A 19923-nucleotide genomic window follows, 5' to 3' on the forward strand; every position below is an offset into this window, starting at 1 on the left:
CTTTTACGGCTTTAACGAGAAAGGCCGCCCGGGTTTCCGGGCGGCCTTTTTTGCGTTCTGAGCGTAAAATCTGTGCGCCATCGGGGGGGGGCGCAGGGGGCGGGTTCATGCTTAATCGAAGGGAATGGAGGGTTTTTGGGTATCGGGGCTTTCCTCGGCGGGCAGGAAATTGTATCCGCCGGGTAGCGTTTTCTCCTCGTGTGGGGTTCCATGAGCGACGATCTTGATACTCTTCGGCACGAAGTTCTGTCTGAACTGGCAGCCGTGTCTGACCTGAAAGCCTGGGATGCCGTGCGTGTCGCCACGCTTGGCAAGTCCGGTCGCCTGACCGGGCTGCTCAAGGCTTTGGGCAAAATGGCGCCGGAGGAACGCAAGCAGCGTGGCGTTGCCCTTAACCGCCTGCGTGATGAACTGACACAGGCCGTGGAAGAACGCGGCCGTGCGCTGGAAGCCGCAGCCCTTGAGGCGCGGCTTGTGGCCGAGCGGGTCGATGTCAGCCTGCCGCCTGCGCCTGCCCAGCAGGGTTATATCCACCCTATCAGCCGCGCGATCGAGGAAATGACCGCCATTTTCGGCGCCATGGACTTTCAGGTGGCGGAAGGGCCGGATATCGAAACCGACTGGCATAATTTCTCAGCACTCAACACGCCTGCTCACCACCCGGCCCGTACGGACCATGACACGTTTTACCTGCCGCCCGTGCCGGGGCTGGATGTGGCGCGTGTGCTGCGTACCCAGACTTCTGGTGTGCAGATCCGTACCATGCTGGCGCAAAAGCCGCCTATCCGGATCATCGCTCCCGGCCGCACGTACCGTGCCGACCATGACGCGACACACTCGCCCATGTTCCACCAGTGCGAAGGGCTTGTTGTCGGGCAGGATATTACGCTGGGGCACCTCAAGGGCTGCCTGATCGACTTCCTGCGCGCCTTTTTTGCCAAGCCGGATATGCCTGTGCGTTTTCGCTCCTCCTATTTCCCCTTTACCGAGCCGTCGCTGGAAGTGGATATCGGCTGGTCGCGCAAGACGGGTGAAATCGGTGCGGGAGAGGACTGGCTGGAAGTGCTGGGCGCCGGCATGGTGCATGCGCGCGTGCTGGCCAATTGCGGACTGGACCCGCGCACGTGGCAGGGCTTTGCCTTCGGTATGGGGGTGGAGCGTCTGACCATGCTCAAGAACGGCATTCCTGATCTGCGGTCGTTCTATGAAAGTGATATCCGCTGGCTGCGGCATTACGGTTCTGATCCGCTCGCGCCCGCCATGCTGCACGAGGGGGTGTAGACAATGAAATTCACGCTGTCATGGCTGTATGAGCACCTGGAAACCCAGGCGACACTGGCCGAAATCTGCACAACCCTGAACCGTATCGGCCTTGAGGTCGAAAGTGTTGAAAACCGTGGCGCGGCGCTTGAGCCGTTTCTGACCGCGCGCATTGTCGAGGCGGTGCCGCACCCCAATGCCGACCGCCTGCGGGTATGCCGCGTGGATGCGGGGCCGGGTTTTGAAAACGTGCAGGTTGTCTGCGGCGCGCCAAACGCGCGTACCGGGCTTGCGGTTATTTTCGCGCAGCCGGGTACCTATGTGCCGGGGCTCGATATCACCATTAAAAAGGGCGCGATCCGGGGCGAGGCCAGTGGCGGCATGCTCTGCTCGCTGCGTGAACTGGGGCTGGGTGCTGAAAGCGACGGCATTGCCGAATTGCCCGAAGACACGCTGCCGGGCCAGTCCTATGCGGACTTCGCCGGGCTGGACGAGGTGGTGATCGATATCGCCATCACGCCCAACCGGGGCGATGCGCTGGGTGTGCGCGGGATTGCGCGTGACCTTGCTGCGGCCGGGCTTGGCACGCTGCGGCCATGGCTGGCCGAGGCGGTGGAGGGGCATTTCCCCTCGCCGGTGGAATGGGCCAACACCTTCCCCGAGGCCTGCCCGTGGGTGCTGGGGCGCACGATCCGTGGTGTCAAAAATGGCCCCAGCCCGGAATGGCTGCGCAACAGGCTGGAAAGCATTGGTCTGCGGCCTATTTCGGCTCTGGTGGATATCACCAATTATTTCTGCTTCGATCTGGGGCGGCCTTTGCATGTGTTCGATGCGGCACGGATTGCAGGCGGGCGGCTGACGGTCTGCCGGGGCTCGGGCGAGACGTTCCGCGCGCTGGATGGGCGTGATTACACCGTAACGGCGGAAGAATGTGTGATTGCCGATCAGGCGGGCGTGCAGTCTCTGGCCGGTATCATGGGGGGCGAAGCCTCGGGCGCGGACGACACGACAACCGATGTGTTCGTTGAATGCGCGCTGTTCGACCCCGTGAGGATTTCGCTCAGCGCGCGCAGGCTCGGCCTGTCATCCGATTCCAGCTACCGTTTCGAACGCGGGGTGGATCAGGCTCTGCCGGTTGCGGCCTTGGAAGCGGCTACACGCATGATTATCGATCTGTGTGGTGGCGAGGCGAGCGAGGTTGTGTCTGCTGGTGAGCCGCCGCACTGGCAGCGCACTGCCAGCCTGCGTTTTGAAAGCCTCGCAACCCTTGGCGGCCTGCCTGTTCCGGCAGATGAGAGCGTGGGGCTGCTTGAAAAACTGGGCTTTGAAGTGCGTGACCGCACCGCCGAGAAGGTGGATGTGGCCGTGCCCGCATGGCGCAATGATGTAGCTCAGACCCCGGTTCTGGCGCAGGGCGACATGCTGCCTGCCGATATTGCCCGCGAGGCGGCGCAGGGTGTTGCCGAAATCGAGGCCGAGAGAGATCTGGTCGAGGAAGTGCTGCGCCTCAAGGGGCTGGATGCCGTGCCACCTGTCTCGCTGCCGCGCTTGGGTGCAGTGCCGGGAGCGGCGATGGAACCGCGCCTTGCCCGCCATGCTCTGGCGCGGCGTGTGCTGGCCGCACGCGGGCTGACGGAAACGGTCGGCTTTTCTTTCGTATCGAGCGACGCCGCTGCCCGGTTTGGCGGCGCGCCCGAAAGCCTGCGGCTGCTGAACCCGATTGCCTCTGATCTGGATCAGATGCGCCCTACGCCGCTTGTCAGCCTTGCGGCGGCCATTCGCGCCAATAGCGCGCGGGGCTGGTCGGATATCGGCCTGTTTGAAATCGGCCCGGCTTTTGCTGAGCAGACGCAGCAGAGCATTGCGGCAGGTATGCGCGCGGGCCATACGGCGCGGGCCCCCGGCGTGGCTGCGGAGCCGGTCTCGCTCTGGGCGGCCAAGGCGGATGCACTTGAAATCCTGCGCCAGCTTGGCGTGAACCCTGATGCCGTGACCACCACTGCGGATGCGCCGAGCTGGTATCATCCCGGTCGTTCCGGTGTGCTGCGGCAGGGACCAAAGCTGGTTCTGGCCCGCTTTGGTGAACTCCATCCCTCCGTGCTGCGGGCCGAGGGCATAGACGTGCCGGTGGTCGCGTTTGAGGTGCTGCTCGATACGGTGCCTGAACCCAAACGCCGTAAAAAGACACCGCCGCAGCTTTCCGCGTTCCAGCCCGTGCGGCGTGACTTTGCGTTTGTGGTGTCGGACGACGTGGCGGGCGAAAATGTCCTGCGTGCGGTGCGTGGTGCGGAACGCCAGCTTGTCGCGGGTGTTAGCCTGTTTGATGTCTATGCCGGGCCGCATGTGCCTGAAGGACATCGCTCCATCGGGGTGGAAGTGACCTTGCAGCCCGATGAGCGCAGCCTGACGGATGCGGAACTGGAAGCCGTTTCGGACAAGATCGTTGCCGCAGTTGTCAAGGCTACGGGTGCAGTCCTGCGCTAGGCGCGCAGGATGCGTATCCGCTGTGTGACGGAAGAGGGAAAGACCATGGGCTACGGGCAATCTTTCGGTAGGGCCGCTTATGGCTTTCAGCGTGTCGGGGTGGCCTGCGGTCTGGCCGCACTGCTTATGGCCGCACTCCCTGTTTCTGCCGCGCATGCGGATACGGCGGCTGACCCGGTTGATGATGTCATTATTACCGGAGCCGGGTCGAGTTTTGCGGCCCCCCTATATGGTGGCTGGTCAACAGCAGCGCAGAAAGCTGTTGGTGTAAGGGTCAATTATCAGGCGATCGGCTCGGGGGCAGGCCAGAACCTTGTCAGTGTCGGCACAGTGGATTTTGGGGCATCCGATGCACCCATGGCGCATGAGCGGCTGGTCAGCACGGGGCTGTTGCAAGTTCCGACCGCCATTGGCGGCATTGTCGTAACGGCCAATGTGCCGGGCGTTCCCGCTGGCGCGCTGCGCCTGACCGGGCCGGTTCTGGCCGATATCTATGCCGGGCGCATTACCCAGTGGGACGATGCGCAACTGGTGGCGCTTAACCCTGACGTGACCCTGCCTGACTTGGCTATAGCCCCGCTGCACCGGGCTGACGGGTCGGGCACGACTTATGTTTTTACGGATTATCTGAGCCGGGTTTCCTCCTCATGGCATAATGGCGTGGGCCGGGGCATGTCGGTGGACTGGCCAACCGGGGCGGGGGCTCGGGGTAATGACGGCATTGCGGCTTATGTCCGCAATACGGAAGGCAGCATAGGCTATGTGGAATACGCTTATGCCGCGCATAATAACCTGACAGGTCTACAAATTCGTAATCAGGCAGGCAGCTTTGTGCGGCCGACGGTTGAGACTTTCAGCCACGCTGCGGAATCCGCCCATTGGGATGCCGAGGACATGACCGCAACCCTGTGCGATGCACCGGGTGCGGAAAGCTGGCCGATTGTTACCACCACCTATGTGCTGCTGCCCGCTCACGCCACGGAAGATAACAAGGGGGAGGCGGTGCGCCGCTTTTTCCGCTGGGCGGTGAAGGATGGCGGCACTATTGGCCGCTCATTGGATTATGTACCCCTGCCGCCTCAGGTTGCGAGTGCCGTCATAGAGCGGCTTGAACGCCATTAGGCGCAAAGTTGTACAATGTTATCCGGCACTTGTTATGAAGTTGTCCTGTGTTTCATCCACAGATTCTGTGGATAAACCAGAGCCGGGATAAGCAGGGCACCGCACAGGCAGCCATTCGGGGCGGATTATCCGCCCGTCTTGTTCATGTTCTTTCAGCTTCAGGCACGCGGGCTCAATTGACAAAACGGGCCGGGATGCGGATACATGTGTGAAGATGAGAATCTCTCTCAACACATAAAGCCATGCCGATTGTTCTCCCAGACACACGGCGAGCGGATGAAAGCCTGAAAGTCACCTGCGCATGACCCGTGGACCCCGAAAAGCCGCCGCCAAGGGGGCCTTGTGGAAACGATGGCTTGTTCGTGGGGCCTGGATCGTGGGCTTTGCCTATCTCTGCACGCTCGGCCTTTTCTTTCTGGCGGCAGGGCGGCCAGATGCCATGCTGTTCCAGAGCATTGGGCTGGCTGTCATGCCACTGCTGATTGTGGTGCTGTTTGCGCTCCCTAGAGGTGGGGCCGGGCTGGTTGTGCTGGCGGTGCCGCTGTTACAGGCGGGCGTGCTCTAATGCGCGATATTCTGCGTAACCGCATGGGCTGGCTTCATGCCTGGGTGGGGTTTGTCTGCGGTGTCATTCTGGTGGTTGTGTTCACCGGTGGCACGCTGGCTATGTTCGATACGGAAATTACGCGCTGGATGCAGCCGGAACTGTCAGGGCTGTCGCAGCTAACCCTGACGGAAGAGGGACTGAACCGCGCGGGCGAACAGGTGCAGGCCCTGCGCGATGCGGGGCAGACGGTTTTTCTGAACATGCCTTCAGCCCGAGACCCGGTGCTGCGTATTCTCCATTATGACGGCCACGCATTTGTAGGCCCCGCACTCAACCCGCGTGACGGCTCAGACCTGAATGTGCGGCAGACACAGGGTGGGCAGCTATTTTTTGACCTGCACCAGTCGCTCTATCGCGGGCCGGTATGGGGTAATATGGTAACGGAACTGGTGGCGATTGGCCTGCTGGTTGCTGTTTTTTCCGGTATTGTCATCCATTTTCGCAATCTGGTGCCAGACCTGCTGCTGTTCCGGCCCTTTGCAGCCCCCGGACGAGCATGGCTTGATGCGCATCTGATGGCGGGCGTGCTGATGCTGCCGTTTATCATCATGATTACCTATACCGGGGCTGTTATTCATGCGCCCCGGCTGTTTCCCATGATCAGTAACGGACATGGTGGAAAGGCCGCCAACCGCTCCGGCCATGACAGGGCACATGGCATGGCTCCGTCCGCACCGTTGGGGCCGATGTGGAAACAGGCCGAGGCGGTTTATGGAGAAGGCAATATCGGCTTTATCCGGTTCGAGCCCCGCGCGGTTTCTTTCTATCGGTCGGATGCGACGAATTTTGTGATCACGCGCGATCATGTCGATTTCTCTCCGCGTGATGGACAGCAGATTGCCGTCAAACCGGGGGAGCGTGGCGTGCAGAGCCTTGGGGGCGTCATGCGCGGGCTGCATTATGCCCGTTGGGGTACATCGGGGCTGCGCTGGCTGTATTTTATCTGCGGTGCGGTTGGCAGCGCCATGATGTCGGCCGGGCTTGTGCTGTTTGTAATCAAGCACCGGCGCAACCATGGTGGCACGGTACGGCTGGCGGTGGCGGAGGCCTTTACGCTCACGGTCACTTTTGGTCTGCCTTTTTCTGCTCTGGGTTTTTTGTGGAGCAACCGGCTGATAGCGCCGTCATTACCGCAGCGTGATCTGCTGGAGGCGAAAGTCTTTTTCCTGCTGTGGCTGTGCACACTGGTGCATGCGGCGGTGCGCAGTTGTACGGGGCATGTGCGCGCAGGCTGGCGCGAGCAGGCATGGGGTATTGCGGTGCTTGGCTGCGGTTTGCCGGTGCTTGACGTTGTATCGCGCAGTGGCACAGCTTTTGCGCCCCGGTTGGATGTTTATGGGGTGGTGGATGCCTGCGCCCTTGGGTTCGGCCTGCTGGCAGTCTGGGGGCAGTCCATGATTGCGCGAAGCCGATGATCGCTTTTATGGCACTGGTATGCTGGACGCTTGCCTTGCTGAGCCACGGCCTGTTGCAGTCTAAAATCCAGCGTTTGCTGCTGATCGGGAACACGCATGCGACTGCGCTGCGGGTGGCAAGGCTAGTGCTGCCGCTGGCGGCACTAGTCCTGTGCATGTGGCTGACCCAGCCTCTGGGGCTGATGATCTGGCTGGGCATGTTCTCGCTAGGGGGGCTGTTGGCCGGAGGCGTGCTGACAGTGGCTTCGGTTCGTGCTCGCAAACCACGGGCTGAGGCCTGACAGGCACGCCGGGCCGCAGCGTTTTTTGCTTATTTCAACGGGAATGTGCCGAACTTCTTTACAAAAGGTTTACGCATTGGCTATGAGCAAAAATTGATAATAACTCGCAATTGCAGGGTTGCGCAAAAAAACCGCTCAGGAGCCTGTCTGTCCTTATGACCCGTCGTCTTACTTCTGTACCGTGTGCCATGCTTCTGGTTCTTGAAGGGGGGCTGCACGTTACGGCTGCCCATGCCAAGACCCAACCGGATACCGTGCCGCCACAGGCGCAGGGGCCTGTTCACGGAAAAGCCGAGGCAGGAGTAAAGCCCCACGGAGCAAGCCCCGCACCTGCGGCACAGGGCAAGCCCGCGACGGAGCATGAAGACATCACGGTGGCAGGGCTGCGCTCGGGTTTTCTGCCACATGCGTCCCAATCCGCCACAAAAACGCAGACACCGCTGGAACTCACCCCCCAGAATATTACGGTCATTACACAGGAAAGAATGAAAATCCTCAACGCGCGGAGCGTGTCCGAGGCCATTCGTTATTCTGCCGGTGTGTCCGATTATGGCTCCAAGGATGATCCGCGTGGTTATTTCGGGACAATTCGCGGGTTCAACCCGGATATCTATCTTGATGGCACCCGCACGCCCGATGCCTCGTCCTCTCAGTCTTTCAGCATTGAACCATGGGGGCTGGAGGCCATGGATGTGCTGCGTGGGGCTTCCTCGGCACTGTATGGGTCAGGGCAGTTGGGCGGTATTATCAATGCGGTCAGCAAACGCCCGACCCTGCAACAGCAGAACGAGGTCAATATCCAAACCGGTTCCTACTCACGCATACAGGGGGCCGCGGATGTTGGCGGAGCACTGAACAGGGACAAGACGTTGCTCTGGCGCTTTAACGGTCTGCTACGCAAGTCTGATACATACGCCATCAATATCAAGAATAACGAAATTTATGTGGCCCCGTCTCTGCGCTGGCGTCCCGATAGCAAAACCGACTTTACCATTCTGGCAAGTTACGAACAGCTTGATGCCGGATCAACCGCCCAGTTCCTGCCAGCGGATGGAACCGTTTACGCATCGCCCTATGGGTATATTGCCCGTAATTTCCTGAGCAGCAATGCGAATTTCGATGTGTATTCAAAGCGTCAGGTAGCGATTGGCTATAGCTTTACCCGCCAGCTTGCTCCTAACTGGACCATTACGCAAAACATGCGCTACGCGCATCTTGATCTGGATTACCGGTTCGTCACCACCTCTGCACTGGCGGCGGACCAGCGCACGATTTCCCGTACAGCCCTGTTGCAGACAGCAAATTATAACAACGTAACGCTCGATACCCGCTCAAACCTCAAGCTCACAACCGGGCCGGTGCACCACGAACTGCTGTTTGGCGTTGATTTCAGAAGCGATTTCATGGCCAACCGGCGTGGGCAGACCAAAGCCTCTACGCTTGATCTTTATAACCCGGTCTATACCGCCATTACCTGGCCAAAGGCAGGCACATACAGCAACACCAACGAGACTGAGACAGATACAGGCCTGTATTTGCAGGAACAGGCAGAGTGGAAACATATCTATCTGACCCTGTCCGGCCGTGGTGATTTTACGCAGAGCCTTACGGTCAATAATCTGACCCGAGGCAGCACACCGCAGAATAATAATGCTTTTACCGGGCGCGTGGGGCTGCTTTACGCGTCTTCCATCGGGCTTAACCCGTATGTTGCCTATGCAACATCCTTCCAGCCGCAGGTGGGGCAGACCTATGATAACACCCCCTATGTGCCCACTACGGGCAAGCAGATCGAGGCAGGGGTTAAATACCGACCGGTGAAAGAGATACCGGGGTTGGAAAATTTCATGCTCACGGCAGATTTTTTCAATCTTGTTGAAAATAATGTGCTCACCTCTGACCCCAATCATACAGCCTTTGATATCCAGACAGGGCAGCAGAGAACCCGCGGTTTCGAGTTTGAAGGGATAGGGCGGCTGCCGGGGCGGATCGATTTTATTGCGTCCTACACGTATCAGGACCCGCGCATTACCCGCACAACGGAAGAGGCACAGCTTGGGCAGCGGCCTGTGGCCGTGCCGTCGCACATGGCATCGCTGTTTCTCAAGCGGGATTTCCGGTTCGGGCAGAACTGGTCAGCCGGTGTGGGCGGGGGGCTTCGCTATACCGGCAATACGGCGGGCGCGCTGCCTGAAACCTTTACCGTGCCATCGCAACTGGTGGGGGATCTGGTGGCGCATCTCGATTACCGGAAAACGCGCGTGCAGTTTAATGGCACCAATATAACGGACCAGAAATACGTGTCTGTCTGTACGCGTTCGGTCGCTTGTGCCTACGCGCCGGGCCGCGCCATGTTCGTTACCATTTCCCAGCGTTGGTAAGGCGCTGGAAAATGCCACGTTACAGGTGTTTGCGCATATGCTCGCGCAGGTCGTTACACCGCTTGGCATAATGCGATGCTTTGGAGGCAGTAAAGAAATTGATCAGAAACGCGCCTATGAGCGAGCAGAAGGAAACGATAATCAGCATCTCGCCCGTCACGCGAATGGTGTCGTTATAGTACAGGGCTGAATACCACAGCAGGGTGACGCTCAGCACCGCGCCAAAAAAACCGAACACGCCGGTGGATTTCATCAGGGAATCTTCGATGTTTTCGAAGGCCGATGTTTCTTGCCACAGGTCGAATAGTTTGCGGTCCACATCGCCCACGGCCTCGGCATGGGCCTCTTTTTCCTTGGCAGTGCGTTTGTGCGGGTTTTTTCGGTGAATTTCGAGTTCCTGCCGGGCCTTGGCAAAAACACGCCGACGCTCCTTGATGGCGGGCAGGCTGATATCCACAAAGCTCAGAATGGCGACGTTAAGCCCGGCTGAAAGCTGCACCACAGCCTGAAAATCACCCCATGTCACGGCCATTCCGGCTTATCCTCCCCAGTGTATCAGGCCGCGTTTTACGGCGTGGATGAGCCTGTGGGTAGAGAGATCAGGCATGACAGCCATTCTGTCCCCGGTGCAGGGGGCAGGGCTGAAGGGCTAGTGCAGCCAGACCTGCGAGAACAGAACCTGATTGATGGTAGTGTAAATGAAGTGTTTTACCCGCTCGGAGGTCAGCACCACGCTTTCGGTTTCAAATGCCGGAGCCATGGGGGCAAGCGCCATGACACGCTCATTGACCTGACGCCAGATGGCGTTGCGTGCTTCATCGCTCAGGCTTGTATCGGAGCGGGCGCGATCCATCAGGGCCTGTGTCGGCCCGTCGCAGAAACCGGGCAGGTTGATCGAACTGTCTGAGTGAGGGTGAAAATTCTCACAGCCTAACAGTGCATCTAAAAAATTGGAGGGAGAGGGATAATCCGCCGACCAGCCTGTCAGCCCGATCTGTGCATGGTTGTCGGTGTTCTGCATGTAGGGAAAAGCGATATTACCGTTCAATGGCCGCACGGTGGCTTTGTAGCCAATGCTTTCGAGCATGTCGCGCAGCCATGTTCCCATGGCGATATCGGTGCTGGTGTTGGCGGTAATGAGGGTTACTTTCTGCCCAGCGGTGCCGCTGGCGCGTACAAGCGCACGGGCGCGCTCAAGGTCTGGCCCACGCCATTGGGGGGCGGGGTTTTCGGGCGAGGCACCAACCGTGTAGTCGCACCCGATATCGGAAGCGGGCAGGGAGGTTGGCACCATACCGCAGAGCGGGCGGGCAATACCCGGCCCCCCATACAGGATAACCAGCGCTTTGCGGTTAAGCGCGTAATTGACCGCCTGCCGGGCAGCCAGTTCCGTAAAGGGTGGCTCCTGCATGTTCATGGACAGGAAATAGATGGACGGGTGCGGCATGACATGGGTGCGGCTGGTAAAGCGACTGCCAATTTCGCCCAGCCTGTCGAGGGGGATGGGGTCAGCCATCCAGTCATACTGGTTGTTTTCCACGGCCGTTACGGCGGTCTCGTCAGGAATACCGAAAGTATAGGTTATCCTGTCGGGAAAACCTTGGGGCTGGGCCTGCGGGTTCCATGGGGCAAAATACGGGTTGCGGCCCAGTTCAAGACGGGTGGCGGGGTCATAGGTTTCAAGCTGGTAGGGGCCGGTGCCGGGCAGGGGCGTATTGCCGGTATCGTGCGGGGGGCTTGAGGCAGGCAGGATCACGGCATGAATAAAGGCGAGCTTGTGCAGGAATTCGGTGTCGGGTTCCGTCAGGTGGAAGGTAATGCGCCGTTGTGCGGGGTCGATTTCCAGCCCTTTTTCCAGCGTGCAGGTGGCGGGGGCATTCAGGCAGGCATCGGCCCCGGCAATGGTGCCGTAAAACGCACCAGCCGTGGGGGAGGCCACCTTGAACAGCCGCTGAAAAGAGGCGCGCACATCCTGCACGGTCACGGGTTGGCCGTTGGAGAAACGTAGTCCCGGCCGCAGGGTGAAGCTGTAGGTCAGCCCGCCATTGCTTGGGGTTGGCAGGCTTTCCGCCAGATCCGGCACGAGTTGGGCACCCTCTGGCCCGGCTACTTTGCGGAAGGCCGTCAGCCCGTCATACACATTGGCAAATAGGTTGACGAAGCGCGCCCCGTAATTGATCTGCGGGTCCAGCGTGCCGCCGGAGGCCGAGGCCACAAGGCGGAGAGTGCCCCCTTTATGGGTGTCGTCGGCTGGGCTGTCCGAGGCTACGGCCTGCTCCGGTTCTTTCTGAGCGACAGCCTGCGCCATGGAGAGGGAAGGCTGGCCCGCCAGTGCGAGCGGCAACCCCGCCAGTAATGCCCACAGCCTGACGCAGCGCCCGCCAAGGGGGAGGGCGGATAATCCGGTTGTGCCGTTACTCACCCGCGTTCCGGCTGATAGCGGTAGGCTCGGGCTTGTTCAGCAGAAGTGCACGGAAATTCTGGAACATGGTGCAAAAGACGACGATGCCGACCATGATCGCGCCCATGATGATACCGATACGGGTTGCATTCTCATTCATCGGAAAAAACCTGCCATCTGCTGGTTATGCGAGCCGGAAACCGGGCCACGGAGCCTTTGTTTTCTTCTACCCCTAATCCTGCCGGGCGCAAGAGGCTGTGGGCTTTTCGGCCCTACGGGGCTCAGGCACCAGCGGTGCCGTGGCCGACCATATCCAGCGGGTTGACCAGCCGCTCGAAGGTGGGGGCGTCAACATAGCCGGATTTCAGCGCCGCCTCTTTCAGGCTCAGGTCGTCCTGTAGTGCGATATGGGCAATTTCTGCAGCCTTGTCATAGCCTATGGCGGGGCTGAGCGCGGTTACCAGCATGATGGAGCCCGCCACGTAGCGTTCGATCCGCGCGTGGTTGAGGCGCGTTCCCTCTACTGAAAAAATACGGAAATTATGGCAGCCATCGGCCAGAATACGGATACTGTGCAGACAGTTGGCCAGAATAACCGGGCGCATGACGTTCAGGTCCAGTTGACCCTGACTGGCGGCAAAGGCGATGGTGTTGTCATGCCCCAGCACCTGCGTTGCAATCATGACCAGTGCCTCGCACTGGGTCGGGTTGACCTTGCCAGGCATGATGGAGGAGCCTGGCTCGTTTTCAGGCAGTAGCAGTTCGCCCAGACCGCAGCGGGGGCCAGAGGCCAGCCAGCGCATGTCGTTGGCGATCTTGAGCAAGACAATGGCCACGGCCCGCAACCCGGCAGAGGCTCGGGCCATGGCGTCCAGCCCGGCAAGGGCTGCGAACTTGTTAGGGGCCGTTACAAACGGCCTGCCGGTCAGCGAGGCAATGCGCTCTGCAATAGCCTGACTAAAGCCGGGGGGCGCGTTCAGCCCCGTGCCAACGGCTGTGCCACCGGCAGCGAGTTCAAACAGGCCCAGACGGGCGTTTTTCAGCACGTCCAGCGCATCGCGCAGCATCTGCACCCAGCCCGACCATTCCTGCCCGACAGTAAGGGGCACCGCATCCTGCAGGTGGGTGCGGCCAATCTTGACCACGTCTTTCCATTCCGCGGCTTTGGCGTCCAGCGCATCGGCCAGTTCTTCCAGCCGGGGGAGCAGGCGGTCTTCTATTTCCAGCAGGGTTACGACATGCATCGCGGTGGGAAAGGAATCATTGCTCGACTGCCCCATGTTCACGTCATCATTCGGGTGAACCGGGGTTTTGCTACCAATATCTCCCCCCGCAAGCTGGATGGCCCGGTTGGCTATGACTTCATTGACATTCATGTTGGTCTGGGTGCCTGAGCCGGTCTGCCAGACCGAGAGCGGAAAATGCGCATCCAGCGCGCCTGCGCTGACTTCGTCTGCTACACGGGCAATCAGTTCGGCCTTCCACTGTGGCATGCGGCCCTCGGCGGCATTGACCAGAGCCGCCGCTTTCTTGACAATACCATAGGCATGATAAAGCGGCAGGGGCATGCGGTCCGTGCCAATGGAAAAATGGACAAGGCTGCGCTGTGTCTGCGCACCCCAGTAGCGGTCGGCGGGAACGGCGATCGACCCCATGGAATCCTGTTCTGTGCGGGTGCCCTGTGCGGCAATGCCTACGGGCAGGGTGGTGTCTGGCATGGGGGGCTGGGCTGCGGTGTCGGTCATCTGCGTGTCTCTCCGGGCGCGTGGTGCCGGGCGTCCATAACAGGGCGCGTGCGGTGGCGGATGCGTAAGCGTTCCTGTATGAACATGGGAACAGCAGGGCGCGCGATGCAGCCCCGGCAGGTCTGTTTGTAGTCACGTTGCCGAGAGGGGCTGCCCCGCCAGTCTGCCTTGTGTGCGTGTTCTTCGATGGTGTGGCAGCAAGCCGTCTGCTAGAAGACCACACGGTCACTGGCTGCGTGAGTTGCCATGTCTTTGCCTTACCGTTCTGTCTATTAAGTAAAATTGACTGGCGGGCGTGTCTGGAACGGGGGAGTGGACGGGTATGGCGTTAACGGGTCTGGCAGCAGCGCTGCTGGTTATTGCACTGTTGCTGGTTGTCGTGAGCGCGGTGCAGCCTCTGGCCCGCAAGCTGGAGCTGTCCGAAACCGTTCTGCTCGCCATTGTCGGGATCATTATCGGTTCGGTGGCGGATTTTGCGCTGCGTTCTTCCCATGCCTCGGCCCTGAGTGGCATTGCCGAAACCCTGCTTGATTTTCCCATTAACAGCGAAGCGTTTCTGCTGATCTTCCTGCCCGTTCTGGTGTTTCAGGGGGCGTTGGCCATTGACGTGCGGCGTCTTGCGCATGAAGCAGCCACGGTTCTGCTGCTGGCCGTGGTGGCGGTGGTGCTGTCCACCGCCATGATCGGTTTTGCCCTGCACCCGTTTGCGCAGATGCCGCTTGTGGTGTGTCTGCTGCTCGGCTCCATCGTGGCTACGACAGACCCTTCAGCCGTGGCAGGGATATTCCGTGATATCGGGGCCGCCACGCGCCTGACCCGTCTGGTGGAGGGCGAGGCGCTGCTGAACGATGCAGCGGCTATTTCGATCTTTTCCATCCTGCTGCCCTCGGTCACGCTGCATAAGGCCATCCACCCCGGTGAGGCGGTTATCTCGTTCTTCATCTCCTTTGGCGGTGCGGTCATTGTCGGGATGGTACTGGGGCGGCTGACACTGGCCATGATGTCGGCTATCGGCAGTTCCGCCGCCGAAATTACGCTTACGGTGGCGCTGCCTTACGTGGCCTATATCGTTTCGGACGAGTTCCTGTCCGTATCCGGTGTGGTGGCGACAGCCGCCGCCGGGCTGACGGTTTCGGTTTACGGGCCTTCGACCATCCGACCACAGACATGGCTATTCCTTAACCAGCTCTGGCAACAGCTTGTGTTCTGGGCGGGGTCGTTGGTGTTCGTGCTGGCCTCCATGCTGGTGCCGCATCTGCTGGTGGGCATGAACCGTTGGGACTGGGTGCTGATCCTTATTGCCAGTGTGGCGGGCATGGCCGCGCGTGCCGCTGTGGTGTTTGGTATGTTGCCGCTTCTGGCATGGAGCCGCCTGTCGCCCCCCGTTCCCACACCTTTCAAGGTTACCATGGTGTGGGGCGGTCTGCGTGGCGCCATTACGCTGGCACTGGCGCTGGCCGTGACGGAAAACGACCACGTAGCCACACCTACGGCCCATTTTATCGGGATTATCGCCACTGGCTTCGTGCTGATCACGCTGCTGGTCAACGGCACCACGCTGCGCTCGCTCGTGCTGTTTCTCAAGCTCGACCAGCTTTCTCCCATTGATGAGGCCATGCGCCATCAGGTTCTGGGGATCGGGCTTGGCAATGTGCAGAGACGGGCGAAAGCGCTGGGCGATGAGCTTGGCTTTTCCGCCGATGCCACTCGCTCCGTGCTGGAACAGGTGGCCCGCCGCTCGGAAGAGGAGCAGGCGGTTAACGAGTTCGACAATGCCCTGTCTGATACGCAGCGCATCAATCTGGCGCTGATTACCATCGCCAGTCAGGAGCGCTCCTTGCTGCTCGATCTGTTCCGCATGAAAGGGCTTTCGCGCCGGGTGATGGAAAACCTGCTGCGCTCGGCCGAGGCAGCGGTTGATGGAGCGCGGTTGGAAGGGCGTCTGGGTTATGTGCGGGCTATCCGCCGCAGGCTTAGCCCCACGCTGCGTTTCAAAATGGCGCAGGCGATCCATAACTATCTCAAACTCGACCGGCCGCTGATGCTGAGCATGGCCGAACGGTTTGAAATGCTCATGGTGGCGCATTTTGTTTCCATCTCGCTCACCCGCTTCATGCGTGTGCGGCTGGAGCCCACGCTGGGCAGCCGTATTGGCGAGATCGTGGCCGAGGTGCTGTCGCGCCAGCGCAAGCTGCTGGATGAGGCGCTGGAAACCATGCGCCTGCATTACCATGGCTATGCCGAAGCGCTGGAAAACCGCATTTTCCGCCAGATTGTCCTACGCCTTGAGGGTGAGGAATATGATGCCCTTTTGTCGGAATCTCTGGTGAGCGAAGAACTTAGCCGGGAACTGATCAAGGAAGTCGAACGCCGCCGCCACCGGCTGGACAAGCGCCTGAGCTTCGACCTGCGTAGCGGGATTGAGGAGCGGATCAAAAACGCCACTATCTTCAAGGGGTTGTCAGGGGCAGAACTGCATGATCTGGCAACCACCACATCCCTGCGCTTTGTTACCCCGCAGGAAGTGATCTGCCGCAAGGGCCGCAAGGTGAAATATGTCTATTTCATCAGTGCCGGTCTGGCGGAAGCGCATGTGGTGGGTGAAGACATGCATTTTGGCGCGGGCGATCTGATTGGTGCACAGGAGGCGCTCAAGCGCTGGCGCTGTGCTGGCACCGTCAGGGCCGTGCAGTTCGGACACCTTATGGCAATCCGTGCCTCACGCTTTCGGCGGCTGGTGGAGGATTATCCGGTGGTGCTGGAGAATATTCAGGCCAACCTGCGCAAGCGCGAAACGGGGGAGCGTCCCCTCAGCCTGCTGCCACGCCGCAAGCCGGGCCTGAATGGTGCGCCGCCTGAGCCGAAGGAAGACCCCGCGCCACTGGCTATCGAGGGTAATCCCACACCGCCCTTGCTGGACGCACCGGCAACCGGAGGCGAGGCCCTATAAGCACAGGGCTGCTTCCGGCTGCCATGTTGTGGCTTAGAGAGGCGTTATGACTGTGTGGCGCGCAGGGCGAGGCCAAACTGCACCCAGCTTACGCCACTGACAATCAGTTCCACGGCCACGAACGTGCCGATCAGCCACAGGCCCGACCAAGGCAGGGTCAGATACAGGCACAGCCCCACAACAAAGCTGATAAGCCCGCTGAACAGGATCACGCCCCAGCCCGGCAGCGCACGGTGCCGGAGGGCGATGATAGCGCGGCTGATGCCCACCACCATGAAGCAGGCCGCCGCAAACAGGGTTATGGCCGCAGAGCCGGAAACGGGTTCGGCAATCAGGATACCTCCGGCGATAACGTAAAGCGCACCGCAGAGCAGAGCCAGCAGAAAGCCGCCCCAGTCCCGCACGGCCACAGCGTGCGCGCCTTGCATGAACCCTGCGAAAATCAGCAGGGCGCCAATAAAGATAGTGCTGGCCAGCGTTACGGCGACAGCCTCCACACAGGAGACAAAGCCCAGAGCGATCAGCAGGGCGCCTATACCTACGAACAGGCCCCATTTGCGTGCAAACGGCATGAAATATTTTCCTTGAATACGGTCGGTGGCCTGATCTTGGCCGGAATGATGGCAGCGGCATGCGGTATCCGGTCATGCCCCTTTGGGCATAATATGGTGTTGGGGTAAGGAGAAAGGGAAAAATGCACAGCCCTGTTCCTGCATGCCGCTCCATCGGGAGTGTGTCGGTTTCTTGACAGAACGCGGCAGTTTCCGTAAAGGCTGCCACCATTGCCGGGAATGAGGACGAAACGGCCAGCACGCTACGGCTGGTAATGCGTTTCGCGCCCGCTCCAGTCCGCGGTGGACGGAGACTACCGGTGTAATGACGGGACAGGCAACCGCAAGGCCGCCGCCCGCCTGTTGAGAGTAAGAGCGCACTATGAGCAAGCGCCTCGAGAGCAAGTACAAAATCAATCGTCGCCTCGGCGTCAACCTGTGGGGCCGTGCGAAGTCCCCGGTTAACCGTCGTGAATACGGCCCCGGCCAGCATGGCCAGCGCCGCAAGGGCAAGCCCTCCGACTTCTCCGTGCAGCTGATGGCCAAGCAGAAGCTCAAGGGCTACTACGGCAACATCACGGAAAAGCAGTTCCGCCGCTACTATCAGGAAGCCGTGCGTCGCAAAGGCGATACGTCTGAAAACCTGATCAACCTGCTCGAACGTCGTCTGGACGCGGTGATCTACCGCATGAAGTTCGCAATCACTCCGTTTGCGGCTCGCCAGTTCATCAGCCATGGCCACATTCTGGTCAACGGCCGCAAGCTGAACATCCCGTCCTACATCGTTAAAGATGGTGACGTGATTGAAGTGCGCGAAAAGTCCAAGCAGCTTGCCATCGTTCTGGATGCAACACAGTCCGCTGAGCGCGACGTGCCGGAATACATGGAAGTCGATCATCGCCAGATGAAGGGCACGTTCCTGCGTGGCCCGCAGCTTTCCGATGTGCCGTACCCGGTGCAGATGGAACCCAATCTGGTGGTCGAATTCTACTCCCGCTAATCCGGGCGTACAGATTCGGTTTGTGCTACGCCGGGTGGAGGGCCTGCTCTCCACCCGGCGTTTGCCGTTTTTACCGGTGCCAGCCTTTATTGCGCGCACCGTCTTGGAACTGGTTTTCGCATGTCTGATCCCGCCATGGCCGAACTGGGCAGGGAAATTGCCCGTCGGCGCACCTTTGCCATTATCTCCCATCCTGACGCCGGTAAAACGACGCTGACCGAGCGTATCCTGCGTGCAGGTGGGGCCATTCAGCTTGCGGGCAATGTGCGCGCCAAGGGCGAGCGCCGCCGGACACGGTCTGACTGGATGGCAATCGAGCGGGATCGTGGCATTTCGGTTGTCAGCTCGGTCATGACGTTCGATTACGGCGGCTGCGTGTTCAATCTGCTCGATACGCCCGGACATGAAGACTTTTCGGAAGATACCTACCGCACCCTGACAGCCGTGGATTCCGCCGTGATGGTGATCGACGCCGCCAAGGGGATCGAGGACCGGACGCGCAAGCTGTTCGAAATCTGCCGCCTGCGCGATATTCCCATTGTCACATTCATCAACAAGATGGACCGTGAAGCGCAGGACCCCTTTGCACTGCTTGATGAAATTGCCTCGTCACTGGCGCTCGATACATCGCCCGCGACATGGCCGGTTGGCCGTGCGGCAAATTTTGCAGGCACGTATGACCTGCTGAACGATACGCTGCACACCCCAACGCCTCTGCCGCAGGACGACCCGCGCCTGACACAACTGGAAGAGGAACTGGAACTGGCCCGCGCCGCCCTGCCGCCTTTCGAGCGCGAATCCTTTGATGCGGGGCACCTTACCCCAGTGTTCTTCGGGAGTGCGATCAAGGAAATCGGGGTCACGGACCTGCTGGATGCGCTGGTGGCCTTTGGGCCTTCCCCTCGTGCGCAGGCAGCCGAAAGCCGCACCGTTACGGCGGATGAAACTGGCATGACGGCGCTGGTGTTCAAAATTCAGGCGAATATGGACCCCAACCACCGCGACCGTATTGCCTTTGCGCGTGTCTGCTCGGGCCGTCTGACGCGGGGCATGAAGCTCAAGCATACTCGTACGGGTAAGAGCTTTGCCGTGCATACGCCGCAGTTCTTTTTCGCGCAGGACCGGCATCTGGCAGAGGAAGCTTTTGCGGGCGATGTGGTGGGTATTCCCAACCACGGCACGCTGCGCATTGGCGATACGCTGACTGAGGGTGAAGACATCCAGTTTACCGGCGTGCCGCATTTTGCGCCTGAAATCCTGCGTCGCGTTCGCCTTGATGACGCAATGAAGGCCAAGAAGCTCAAGCAGGCTCTGGTGCAGCTTGCGGAAGAAGGCGTGGTACAGCTTTTCCGCCCTCAGGATGGCGCGCCGCCGATTGTGGGGGTGGTGGGTACCCTCCAGCTTGACGTGCTACAGGCGCGGCTGAAGGCGGAATACGGCGTTGGTATTGGCTTTGACTCAACGCCTTATTCGCTCGCGCGCTGGATTACCGGCCCGCGCGATAAAATCGAAGCCTTTGCCGGGGCCAACCGTGCTGCCATGGCGGATGATTTGGATGACGATCCGGTGTTTCTCGCTACGTCTTCGTTCATGATGCGGCGTACGGAAGAACAGAACCCCGATATCCGCTTTCATGACATCAAGCAGATTGGTATTGGCGTGGGCTAAGGCCCATGGCCGTTTGGGCATAAAAAAAGGGAGCCGAAAGGCTCCCTTTTCTGTTTCC

At 60.2% G+C, this 19923-nt stretch carries 15 protein-coding genes; 10 read left to right on the plus strand and 5 right to left on the minus strand.

The features are described from left to right. The first annotated feature begins 210 nt into the window (after positions 1–210). The 7 genes from pheS (at position 211) to ABF757_RS06730 (ending at position 9550) form a co-directional block, all read left to right on the plus strand. Positions 211–1281, plus strand: a complete 1071-nt coding sequence (gene pheS / locus ABF757_RS06700; RefSeq protein ID WP_415481473.1) for a phenylalanine--tRNA ligase subunit alpha — start codon at positions 211–213, stop codon at positions 1279–1281. A gap of 3 nt (positions 1282–1284) precedes the next feature. After that, positions 1285–3744: a phenylalanine--tRNA ligase subunit beta gene (pheT, locus tag ABF757_RS06705; protein WP_415481474.1), complete on the plus strand. Its 2460-nt coding sequence runs from the start codon at positions 1285–1287 to the stop codon at positions 3742–3744. A 126-nt stretch (positions 3745–3870) separates the two neighbouring features. Continuing rightward, complete coding sequence (gene pstS, locus ABF757_RS06710) at positions 3871–4866, plus strand: phosphate ABC transporter substrate-binding protein PstS (protein WP_415481503.1); 996 nt, start codon at positions 3871–3873, stop codon at positions 4864–4866. 301 nt (positions 4867–5167) lie between these two features. Beyond that, positions 5168–5431 carry a hypothetical protein gene (locus ABF757_RS06715; protein WP_415481475.1) on the plus strand — a complete coding sequence of 88 codons (264 nt, stop codon included), beginning with the start codon at positions 5168–5170 and terminating at the stop codon, positions 5429–5431. Then, the gene (locus tag ABF757_RS06720; RefSeq protein WP_415481476.1) at positions 5431–6888 is read left to right on the plus strand and encodes a PepSY-associated TM helix domain-containing protein; all 1458 of its coding nucleotides are present in this window, start codon (positions 5431–5433) and stop codon (positions 6886–6888) included. Before ABF757_RS06715 ends, ABF757_RS06720 begins: the two co-directional genes overlap by 1 nt. Continuing rightward, entirely contained in the window at positions 6885–7169 is a 285-nt protein-coding gene (locus ABF757_RS06725; protein WP_415481477.1) for a hypothetical protein, read from the plus strand. The genes ABF757_RS06720 and ABF757_RS06725 overlap by 4 nt, the downstream gene beginning before the upstream one ends. Positions 7170–7324: 155 nt before the next feature. Further along, positions 7325–9550 carry a TonB-dependent siderophore receptor gene (locus ABF757_RS06730; RefSeq protein WP_415481479.1) on the plus strand — a complete coding sequence of 742 codons (2226 nt, stop codon included), beginning with the start codon at positions 7325–7327 and terminating at the stop codon, positions 9548–9550. A gap of 19 nt (positions 9551–9569) precedes the next feature. Here the strand turns inward: ABF757_RS06730 and ABF757_RS06735 are convergent, their stop codons facing one another. The 4 genes from ABF757_RS06735 to fumC form a co-directional block, all read right to left on the minus strand. After that, the gene (locus ABF757_RS06735) at positions 9570–10082 is read right to left on the minus strand and encodes a hypothetical protein (protein ID WP_415481480.1); all 513 of its coding nucleotides are present in this window, start codon (positions 10080–10082) and stop codon (positions 9570–9572) included. Positions 10083–10199: 117 nt separating this feature from the next. Beyond that, on the minus strand, positions 10200–11972 hold the full coding sequence (locus ABF757_RS06740) for an ABC transporter substrate-binding protein (RefSeq protein WP_462897825.1): 1773 nt from the start codon (positions 11970–11972) through the stop codon (positions 10200–10202). Continuing rightward, a complete protein-coding gene (locus tag ABF757_RS06745; RefSeq protein WP_415481482.1) occupies positions 11965–12111 on the minus strand; it encodes a hypothetical protein in 147 nt (48 codons plus the stop codon). The genes ABF757_RS06740 and ABF757_RS06745 overlap by 8 nt, the downstream gene beginning before the upstream one ends. A gap of 121 nt (positions 12112–12232) precedes the next feature. Then, on the minus strand, positions 12233–13696 hold the full coding sequence (gene fumC / locus ABF757_RS06750) for a class II fumarate hydratase (protein ID WP_415481483.1): 1464 nt from the start codon (positions 13694–13696) through the stop codon (positions 12233–12235). 322 nt (positions 13697–14018) lie between these two features. Between fumC and ABF757_RS06755 the strand changes: the two genes are divergently transcribed. Next, positions 14019–16646 (plus strand): cation:proton antiporter, encoded by a 2628-nt coding sequence (locus ABF757_RS06755; RefSeq protein ID WP_415481484.1) that lies wholly within the window; start codon positions 14019–14021, stop codon positions 16644–16646. Between the two features lie 44 nt (positions 16647–16690). On the opposite strand, the gene ABF757_RS06760 is transcribed toward ABF757_RS06755, so the two are convergent. Continuing rightward, positions 16691–17218, minus strand: a complete 528-nt coding sequence (locus ABF757_RS06760; protein ID WP_415481485.1) for an HdeD family acid-resistance protein — start codon at positions 17216–17218, stop codon at positions 16691–16693. 361 nt (positions 17219–17579) lie between these two features. On the opposite strand from ABF757_RS06760, the gene rpsD reads away from it, so the two are divergent. Both rpsD and ABF757_RS06770 read left to right on the plus strand, forming a co-directional pair. Beyond that, the gene (gene rpsD, locus ABF757_RS06765; RefSeq protein WP_025824941.1) at positions 17580–18197 is read left to right on the plus strand and encodes a 30S ribosomal protein S4; all 618 of its coding nucleotides are present in this window, start codon (positions 17580–17582) and stop codon (positions 18195–18197) included. 120 nt (positions 18198–18317) lie between these two features. Continuing rightward, complete coding sequence (locus ABF757_RS06770) at positions 18318–19865, plus strand: peptide chain release factor 3 (RefSeq protein ID WP_415481486.1); 1548 nt, start codon at positions 18318–18320, stop codon at positions 19863–19865. Positions 19866–19923 lie beyond the last annotated feature (58 nt).

Source organism: Acetobacter papayae, from assembly GCF_047721125.1.
GTDB lineage: Bacteria > Pseudomonadota > Alphaproteobacteria > Acetobacterales > Acetobacteraceae > Acetobacter > Acetobacter papayae.

Excerpts from the sequence above, each read along its gene's own strand:
- pheS (WP_415481473.1), top strand. The coding sequence starts at position 211 with ATGAGCGACGATCTTGATACTCTTCGGCACGAAGTTCTGTCTGAACTG.
- pheT (WP_415481474.1), top strand. The coding sequence starts at position 1,285 with ATGAAATTCACGCTGTCATGGCTGTATGAGCACCTGGAAACCCAGGCG.
- pstS (WP_415481503.1), top strand. The coding sequence starts at position 3,871 with ATGGCCGCACTCCCTGTTTCTGCCGCGCATGCGGATACGGCGGCTGAC.
- ABF757_RS06715 (WP_415481475.1), top strand. The coding sequence starts at position 5,168 with ATGACCCGTGGACCCCGAAAAGCCGCCGCCAAGGGGGCCTTGTGGAAA.
- ABF757_RS06720 (WP_415481476.1), top strand. The coding sequence starts at position 5,431 with ATGCGCGATATTCTGCGTAACCGCATGGGCTGGCTTCATGCCTGGGTG.
- ABF757_RS06725 (WP_415481477.1), top strand. The coding sequence starts at position 6,885 with ATGATCGCTTTTATGGCACTGGTATGCTGGACGCTTGCCTTGCTGAGC.
- ABF757_RS06730 (WP_415481479.1), top strand. The coding sequence starts at position 7,325 with ATGACCCGTCGTCTTACTTCTGTACCGTGTGCCATGCTTCTGGTTCTT.
- ABF757_RS06735 (WP_415481480.1), bottom strand. The coding sequence starts at position 10,082 with ATGGCCGTGACATGGGGTGATTTTCAGGCTGTGGTGCAGCTTTCAGCC.
- ABF757_RS06745 (WP_415481482.1), bottom strand. The coding sequence starts at position 12,111 with ATGAATGAGAATGCAACCCGTATCGGTATCATCATGGGCGCGATCATG.
- fumC (WP_415481483.1), bottom strand. The coding sequence starts at position 13,696 with ATGACCGACACCGCAGCCCAGCCCCCCATGCCAGACACCACCCTGCCC.
- ABF757_RS06755 (WP_415481484.1), top strand. The coding sequence starts at position 14,019 with ATGGCGTTAACGGGTCTGGCAGCAGCGCTGCTGGTTATTGCACTGTTG.
- ABF757_RS06760 (WP_415481485.1), bottom strand. The coding sequence starts at position 17,218 with ATGCCGTTTGCACGCAAATGGGGCCTGTTCGTAGGTATAGGCGCCCTG.
- rpsD (WP_025824941.1), top strand. The coding sequence starts at position 17,580 with ATGAGCAAGCGCCTCGAGAGCAAGTACAAAATCAATCGTCGCCTCGGC.
- ABF757_RS06770 (WP_415481486.1), top strand. The coding sequence starts at position 18,318 with ATGTCTGATCCCGCCATGGCCGAACTGGGCAGGGAAATTGCCCGTCGG.